The organism is Hydrocarboniphaga daqingensis, assembly GCF_900129825.1.
In the GTDB taxonomy this organism is placed as follows: Bacteria; Pseudomonadota; Gammaproteobacteria; order Nevskiales; family Nevskiaceae; genus Hydrocarboniphaga; species Hydrocarboniphaga daqingensis.
The window spans coordinates 1-6,343 of sequence record NZ_FQWZ01000013.1 but is presented as its reverse complement, the minus strand read 5'-3'; the positions used below and the strand labels follow the sequence as shown (position 1 = coordinate 6,343).

At 60.5% G+C, this 6,343-nt stretch carries 4 protein-coding genes; all 4 read left to right on the top strand.

The window, feature by feature from the left end:
• Positions 1-1,677: methyl-accepting chemotaxis protein (locus BUB09_RS16840; protein WP_281249934.1), on the top strand; the 1,677-nt coding region annotated here is incomplete at its 5' end.
• A 328-nt stretch (positions 1,678-2,005) separates the two neighbouring features.
• Positions 2,006-2,317: an STAS domain-containing protein gene (locus BUB09_RS16685; protein ID WP_175550240.1), complete on the top strand. Its 312-nt coding sequence runs from the start codon at positions 2,006-2,008 to the stop codon at positions 2,315-2,317.
• Complete coding sequence (locus tag BUB09_RS16680) at positions 2,314-4,479, top strand: chemotaxis protein CheA (RefSeq protein ID WP_072899692.1); 2,166 nt, start codon at positions 2,314-2,316, stop codon at positions 4,477-4,479. Before BUB09_RS16685 ends, BUB09_RS16680 begins: the two co-directional genes overlap by 4 nt.
• 110 nt (positions 4,480-4,589) lie before the next feature.
• Positions 4,590-6,343: PAS domain S-box protein (locus tag BUB09_RS16675; protein WP_072899690.1), on the top strand; the 1,754-nt coding region annotated here is incomplete at its 3' end.

Here is a 6,343-nt window from a genome sequence, read left to right as displayed (position 1 = left end):
GTTCAGGGTGTCAATGACACGCTGGATGCCGTCATCGGCCCGCTGAATGTTGCAGCGAACTACGTCGACCGGATCTCCAAGGGCGACATCCCGCCGGCGATCACCGACAGCTACAACGGTGACTTCAACACGATCAAGAACAACTTGAATCGGGCGATCGATGCCGTCAACAAGATGGTGGCCGACGCCGACGTGCTGGCCAAGGCGGCCGTCGAAGGCCGCCTGGCAACCCGAGCCGATGCCAGCAAGCATGAAGGCGACTTCCGCAAGATCGTCCAAGGCGTCAACGACACGCTGGATGCCGTCATCGGACCGCTCAATGTGGCGGCCAACTATGTTGACCGGATCTCCAAGGGCGACATCCCGCCAGCAATCACCGACAGCTACAACGGCGATTTCAATACGATCAAGAACAACCTCAATACCTGTATCTCGGCCGTGAACATGCTGGTGTCCGATGCCGACATGCTGTCCACCGCTGCCGTGGAAGGCAAGCTGGCCACGCGGGCCGATACCAGCAAACACCAGGGGGATTTCCGCAAGATCGTGCAGGGTGTCAACGAGACGCTGGACGCCGTGATCGCACCGATCAACGAGACCGGGCGCGTGCTGTCGGCACTGGCGCAAGGCGACTTGACGGAAACGATCCGCAGCAACTATCGCGGCGACTTCGACAAAATGGTGCAGGACACCAACCGTACCGTGGTCCAACTGTCGCAGATCGTCAGCTCGATCCAGCAGGCAACGGCCTCGATCAATCTTGCCTCGCGCGAGATTGCCTCCGGTAACGCGGACCTTTCGAGCCGTACGGAGCAGCAGGCGGCCAGCCTCGAGGAGACCGCATCTTCGATGGAAGAGCTGACGTCAACCGTTCGCCTCAATGCCGAGAACGCCAAGCAGGCCAACCAGCTTGCACTGGGTGCGTCGGATGTCGCCCGCAAAGGCGGGATGGTGGTCGGTGAGGTCGTCGGCACGATGAGCGAGATTCAGGCATCGTCGAAGAAGATCGTCGACATCATCAGTGTCATTGATGGCATCGCGTTCCAGACCAACATCCTGGCGCTGAATGCCGCGGTGGAAGCGGCGCGGGCAGGCGAACAGGGTCGTGGATTTGCGGTGGTGGCCGCTGAAGTTCGCAGCCTTGCGCAGCGCTCAGCCGCGGCCGCCAAGGAGATCAAGACCTTGATCGGCGATTCGGTCGAAAAGGTCGGCAATGGCAGCCGACTTGTCGAACAGGCCGGACGGACGATGGAAGAGATCGTCAGCAGCGTCAAACGGGTGACTGACATCATGGGCGAGATATCGGCGGCTTCGCAGGAACAGAGTCTCGGGATCGAGCAGGTCAATAAGACCGTGACCCAGATGGACGAAGTGACCCAGCAGAACGCGTCGCTGGTCGAGGAAGCCTCGGCTTCGGCGCAGATGCTCGAAACCCAGGCTGATGGACTCGCGCAGGCGGTGGCCAAGTTCCGGCTCGCGGTGGTCGACCGCGCGGTCGATGCGGTGCCCGCACCGGTGCCGTCGACCACGGTGACCAAGCTGCCCTCGAAGCCGCGTGCAGTGCCGACGGCGAAGAGCGTGGCAGCAGCGCCGCGTGCGGCCGCTGCAGCGGCTGCCGCTGCTGCGCCGGCTGCCGTTGCGACCGGTGCCACGGCTGAGCAATGGGCGGAGTTCTGATCGGTTTCGCAGTCTCCTTCGTCAGACTCGCCAGCGGTCAAATCGGGGCGCCTTCGGGCGCCCCGATTTTTTTATATCGGCGTTAACGATGGATCGGGCTGGTGATGCGGCCTCCTGCTCTCGACGTACCTCATCCGTGGCTATACGTATTGGTATGGCCTGGAAAAACCTCTACAAAACATCGTCATCGTGATGTCGGCAATCGGACATCGCGCTCGGTTTATGGCGAATCAGGCGGCAGATTTCCGCCAGAACCGGATGGGTTGCCCCTGACAACGGCCGGGAATACGGATTGCACGGCGCAGGCCCGTTCAAACCGAGCCAAGCCGTGCAAAAAAACGATGAACTGAGCGTCGATGCCGATGGCGTCTTCAAGATCCAGGGTGATTTGAGCATCAGGGAATCGGGTGCACTGATCGCGGCTCTGGCCGGAGCGCTCGATTCCGGGCCTTCTCTGACCGTTGATCTGTCTGAAGTGACCGCCTGCGATACGGCGGGTCTACAAATCCTGATCGCGGCCGTTAAGCAGGCTGCGACCGATGGCAAGAGCCTGCATTTCAAGCAGGCCTCTTCTGCGGTGCGCCATCACCTCGAACTGTTGGGTTTGGGGCGGCACATACCGGTGGATCATCCGCGATGAACCTGAACATCGAAGAGGCGTTCCGCACCTATCTGATCGAGAGCCGTGAACTGCTCCAGCAGATGGAGGACGGCTTGCTGACGCTCGAACAGAATGCGTCCGACAAGGAACTGATCAACTCGATCTTCCGTGCTGCGCACACGATCAAGGGCTCAGCCGGCATGTTCGCCCTCGACGAGATCGTCACGTTCACGCACCACGTCGAGCATTTGCTCGACTTGCTGCGCAACAACAAATGCCAGATCAGCGGTCGGCTCGTCGAGGTTTTGCTGGCGTCGAAAGATCAGATCGATCTGCTGGTCAACCTGGCGGAATCCGCCACGCGCCAGTCACCGGCTCAGTCGGCCGCCGAGCGCGAGCTGATACACCAGATCGAAGCCTTCTGCGGCGCCGGCAAGGCGGCAGCAGCCCGCCCTGTGCCTGAAGCGGAGGCTAGCGTCAGCAACGGCGACGCCGCGAATCAAGGACTGCGTCGGTACTTGATATCGGCTCGGTTCAACAACGACATGCTCAGCTTCGGAAACGATCCGATTCCGATGCTGAAGTATTTGGCCGATATGGGACGGCTTCTCGGCTGCGAAGCGGTCGTGCATGGCGTACCGCCGCTGCACGCGCTGCAACCCGGCATCTGCTACGTCGGATTCGAAGCCGTGCTGGAGTCCGCAGCCACTCAGGAGGCAATCGAAGGTACGTTTGACTTCGTCCGTGACGAATCCGACATCGCCGTTCTTTGCTTGGATGGTGATGCCGCCGCGCGTCTGCAAAAGCGCTTGGCGGCGCTCGCAGAGCCGGCTGAACTGATCAACGACATCTGGCAGCGGCTCGGCGTTGACGTCATGGTCATGGGCGCCACGACTGCGGAATCGAAAGCGGCGGACGACGCCCGCGTCGACGTCATGGCGACAGCCCACGTCGCAAGCGCTTCAGCGCCCGCCGCAGCGGTGGCGACATCCACCAGCAGCGGCGCGACACCAAACAAGCGCGTCGAAGAAAGCGTGATCCGCGTCGAGTCACCCAAGCTCGATTCCTTGATCAATCTGGTCGGTGAATTGGTCATTGCCGCGTCGGGCGCAGGTTCCGATGCGGTGCAGAGCGGAAATACGGCACTGGTCGAGCGACTCGAGCTGCTGACCCGCTTGGTCGAACGCGTTCGCGATGCCGCGCTGTCGATGCGCATGGTGCAGATCGGCACGGTGTTCCATCGGTTCCAGCGCGTCGTTCGCGACGTTGGCAAGGAACTGGGCAAGGACATCGAGTTGGTCATCGAGGGTGCCGAAACCGAGCTGGATAAAACGCTGGTTGAAAAAATCTCGGACCCGCTGATGCACCTGGTGCGTAACGCGATTGATCACGGTATCGAGTCGCCGGAGCGTCGCCAAGCGGCGGGCAAGCCTGCTCGCGGCCACTTGAGGCTCAGCTCGCATCATGAGTCCGGCAGTGTGGTGATCGAAGTCAGCGATGACGGTGGCGGACTCAATCGCGACAAGATCATTGAAAAGGCGATCGCACGCGGCTTGATCGACCGTGCCAGCAATATGGCCGATAAGGATGTGTGGAATCTGATATTCGAGCCGGGATTCTCGACGGCCGACAAGGTGACCAACATTTCCGGCCGCGGTGTCGGCATGGATGTCGTGCGACGCAACATCGCCGCACTCCGAGGAACGATCGAAGTGCAGTCGCAGCAGGGAATCGGTATGACGGTGCGCATCCGTCTGCCGCTGACGCTTGCGATCATTGATGGATTCGTCATCGGCGTCGGCGCTGCCAAGTATGTGGTACCGCTGGACCTGGTGATCGAGTGCATCGACCTGGGTCGCGAGGAGTATCAGTACTCCAACGACCGCGACTTTATTTATCTGCGCGGCGAAGCGCTGCCGTTCATCCGACTACGCGAGATGTTCGGTATCGGTGCCAGCCATCGTACCCGCGCCAATCTGGTTGTCGTGGCCTACGGCGGTCATCGCGCCGGCTTGGTCGTCGACTCGCTGTTGGGCGAGTCGCAAACCGTCATCAAGCCACTCGGCCGCGTTTTCGAAAAGCTACGCGGCATCGGGGGGTCGACGATTCTCGGCAGCGGTGAGGTTGCCCTGATCATCGACGTTCCCAGCCTGATTACGAAAGCCTCCGAGATCAATCGCAGCCTGCATGAGGCGGCATAGAGGAATGCCATTGCGTCACGTTACCTGAGGGCTGGACCTGGGGATCGTCACCCCGTGCTCAGCTCCACCATTTTCCCAAGAACGATTTTCAGTAAAGAGAGATCCTGCCAATGAACGTACTGTTCAAACCCGCGCACGCTGTCCTTGGACGAGCGCCCTTATCGGCCAAGATCAGCATCCTCAGTCTGTTGCTGATCACCATTCTTGCGCTATCGATACTGGTGAGTACGCCGGCCGCTATCGCTGCGACCTTGCTGGCGCTGTACTTGGTGGCCGCCATCGGGAGCGAACTGAGCAGCGGCATGCAGTCCGCTCAAGCCGCCGCCAAGCGCCTGGCCGCTGGTGACTACGACGCTCCGGTCGATGCGACGGTCGTCGGTGAAGCGGCCGAACTGCTGGCGGCGCTCGACGGCATGCGAGGCGCGCTGAAAGAACGCAACGAGGAGTCATCCCGCTTCATGTCCGAGGCCGCGCGGATTCGCCAGGGCCTGGATGTGGTCGAGACCAACGTCATGGTGGCCGATGCCGACCTGAACATCGTCTACGTGAATCGATCGATTCTGAAGATGCTCAAGGCGGCCGAGGACGAGATCCGGAAGGATATTCCGGCATTCAACGCCGATCGGCTTATCGGGCAGAACATCGATCTGTTCCACAAGAATCCAGCACATCAGCGTCGCTTGCTGGCCGAGCTCGATCGCCAGCATACGACACGCCTAAACATCGGCAATCGCTCATTCTCGCTGGTTCTGAACCCCATCAAGCAGTCCGGCGGTCACTTGGGCACCGTCGTCGAGTGGAAGGACATTACCAAGCAGTTGGTTCAGGACGCCCTCAACGCCGACTATCACGGCCAGTTGGAGGCCATCAGCCGGTCGCAGGCGGTTATCGAGTTCTCGATGGATGGCCATGTGCTGACGGCCAACGACAACTTTCTGAAGGTGATGGGCTACTCGCTCGACGAGATCAAAGGCAAGCATCACCGCATGTTCGTCGATCCTGTCGAAGCTGCCAGCGCCGACTATCGGGAGATGTGGCAGACGCTCGGTCGCGGCGAGTATGTCGCCAAGCAGTACCGACGCATTGCCAAGGATGGTCATGAGGTCTGGCTACAGGCCAGCTACAACGCGATCCTTGATGTCAACGGCAAGCCTGCGCGCGTCGTCAAGTTCGCACAGGACATTACCGAGCAGATGCGCGACAACATTGCGCTGATGGCGGCGGTGCAGGAAGTCGATTCCGTCGTCGCCAAGGCCCGCCAGGGTGATATGACCCAGCGGGTCTATGAAGGCGACAAGAAGGGCGTGGTCCGGACCCTGGTCGAGGGCATCAATCAGGTGCTTGCCAGTAACGATGGCGTACTGACGGATATCGGGACGACGCTTGATGCCATTGGTGAAGGCAAGCTCGAAACCCGCGCCCGCGCCGAGCTGCATCAGGGCGGATTCCGCACGATGATCCAGAACATCAATGAGTCGCTCGATGCGGTGATCAACCCGCTGAATGTCGCTGCTCACTATGTCGACCGCATCTCCAAGGGTGACATCCCGCCGAAGATCACCGATAGCTACAAGGGTGACTTCAATACGATCAAGAGCAACCTGAACACCTGTGTCGACGTGGTCAATGCACTGGTCGCCGATGCGGACATGCTGGCCAAGGCTGCCGTTGAAGGTCGACTGGCAACCCGTGCTGATGCATCCAAGCATGAGGGTGACTTCCGCAAGATCGTTCAGGGTGTCAATGACACGCTGGATGCCGTCATCGGCCCGCTCAATGTCGCGGCCAACTATGTTGATCGCATCTCCAAGGGCGACATCCCGCCGGCGATCACCGATAGTTACAACGGTGACTTCAATACGAT

Coding starts and splice junctions, on each gene's coding strand:
- BUB09_RS16680 (WP_072899692.1), top strand. CDS start 2,314: ATGAACCTGAACATCGAAGAGGCGTTCCGCACCTATCTGATCGAGAGC.